Annotated in this window: 2 protein-coding genes; both read left to right on the forward strand. The window is 63.9% G+C overall.

The window, feature by feature from the left end:
• Positions 1-766 precede the first annotated feature (766 nt).
• Complete coding sequence (locus ACWF94_RS39310; protein ID WP_453499904.1) at positions 767-1,582, forward strand: phosphotransferase family protein; 816 nt, start codon at positions 767-769, stop codon at positions 1,580-1,582.
• Between the two features lie 126 nt (positions 1,583-1,708).
• On the forward strand, positions 1,709-1,978 hold the full coding sequence (locus ACWF94_RS39315) for a hypothetical protein (RefSeq protein ID WP_453499906.1): 270 nt from the start codon (positions 1,709-1,711) through the stop codon (positions 1,976-1,978).
• The last annotated feature ends 145 nt before the right edge of the window (positions 1,979-2,123 follow it).

Consider the following 2,123-nt stretch of genomic DNA (forward strand, 5'->3'; position numbering starts at 1 on the left):
CTCTAGTCCCGTATCTCTTCTTGGCCCCGGTCCCCAATCCGGCCCTGAGGGGCCGGGGCCCCAACCAGACTCCGCCCCTGCCTCCTGACCACCAAGCGGGCAGGCAGGGGCGGCCAACGGGCCCGCCAGCCTTGGCGGGTTCGGCACGACACCACATCTGAGTGGCCGGGGCCGTCGTCATCTGGGAAGGGCGCATACATTGGCGAAAGAACTGTCAGGGAAAGGCCGAGTCAGTGTCTTTCCGATGCTGCATGACTGGCCGGATCGCTATTGCATTCTCGGCTACACGACCCTGGGCTTCGGGGAAACCGAATCGTCGGGGTCATTCCTGTGGAAGGGAACGAGTTCGAACCCGGAGACCTCCTTGCCATGGCCGGCAGGCACTTGCTGACCAACTCGTCCAGTCCTCAGCAGGCACGCGCGGCGTGGCTTGCCTGCACGGGCTGGTCCAGTCGGACAGTGCCCAAGCCGGCCACGCTTGACCTGGACACGGAATGGTCCTTGGACATGGGGTACCAAGCGACGATGAACCCCCTATGTACGGGCACATCTACCTTGTATCGGGGCGGCTCCGGCTGGGAGATCCTGACCACATGAGACAGGGCGTCGCCCTCCTGCCTGCCATGGATCACTGATCACTGACCTAGGCGAAGGTGCCATCTCCGGCTGCGGGGATGACAACCCGTACGACTGACCCATTGCCTGCCCGATCCGCGGACCCCGCTTCGGTGAGGGTCCGCGGTGTGTCAGTGAGAGAGTGGCTTCTATGCCCGCGACTCGTACTGCCTTCGAAGAGCTGCCGTCCAGCGTCCTCGCTGCCATCGAGGGGCATATGGGCCGGGTCCACCGAGCTGAAGCAGTGGCCGAGGGCCTGAACAGTCACCTGGCCGCCCGTATCCACACCGATACGGGTGGCTGCCATGTCAAGGGACTTCGCTCAGACCATCGCTGGGCATGGACGCAGCGGAGGGAAGCCGAGGTTAATCCCTACCTCAAGGGGATTTCCCCTGAGCTTCTGTGGAGGATCGAGGAAAGCGGCTGGGATATTCTCGGTTTTGAGTTGTTGAACGGCCGTCACGCCGACTACGAGTCCGAATCACCGGATCTTCCCAAGGTCGCGGACCTCCTCAGGCGCCTCGGAGAGGCTCCTTGCCCAGATATTGAACTGCGACGGGCAGAACAGCGCCTTGAGGCATATGTTGACAACCCTGCGCACCTCGAATACTTCGCAGGAAACAGCCTGCTCCACACAGATTTGAACCATGAAAACGTCATTGTCCAGAGTGGCGTCGCATACCTGGTTGATTGGGCATGGGCCACGCGCGGAGCAGCTTGGCTGGATGCCGGATACTGGGTAATTTGGCTCATGGCTGTCGGCGGCCACTCTCAAGAACAGGCGGAGTCGTGGGCCGGTCGGATTCCTGCCTGGCGCAAGGCGCCCTCCGAAGGGATCAATGCCTTCGCTGCTGCCAATGCCCATCTGTGGGCAGAAGTCGGAGGAGCTGAGCCCGACGCGTGGACAGCAAGAATGATCACGGCATCCCGGTACTGGGCCCAGTACCGAAAGAAGCTCTCTGCTTGACCTCAAGCGGGTGAGCGGGCAGAGCAGATGCGGCCCGACGCCATGAGCCCCGCTCTCGCCGAGGTCAACGCACAGAGCAGGAGGCGCCGGTGGTTGCGCTGCCCTCTGGAGGAGCACCCGGAGGGGATGCACTCGGCTCTGGCGTGGGTGCTGAAGGACGCCGCGCGGGGTGAGGTGTGGGTCTCGTGGGCCGAGGCCGGGTATGTGGTGGTACAGATGCGGCCGGACTGCCCCGCTGTCACCGGGCACGGGGTGCAGGACGAAGCCTGCACGCTCTTCGACGGTCATCCGGGCGGACACAGCTTTGAGGTCATCGATCCGGAAGAGGAAGCGTTCAAGACCACTCCGGAGTACGCGCGGATCACGGACCTCGTGAAGAGCATCCGCGCCGTCTGAATCACCGGACTCCCGGCCCTCGGTGGGTACGGGACCTCTCCCGGGTCGGCGTCCCGGACCGGGAGCTGTGGTCCCGGTGGGCTGTCATCGGCAAGCGGCCGAGTGCGGAGGAGTGGGCGGAGTGAGTCCTCACTCATTGACGGAG

It is taken from the genome of Streptomyces sp. NPDC055078 (genome assembly GCF_053607985.1).

Bases quoted from the DNA above. Each gene is read 5' to 3' on its own strand.
- ACWF94_RS39310 (WP_453499904.1), top strand. From the start codon at position 767: ATGCCCGCGACTCGTACTGCCTTCGAAGAGCTGCCGTCCAGCGTCCTC.
- ACWF94_RS39315 (WP_453499906.1), top strand. From the start codon at position 1,709: ATGCACTCGGCTCTGGCGTGGGTGCTGAAGGACGCCGCGCGGGGTGAG.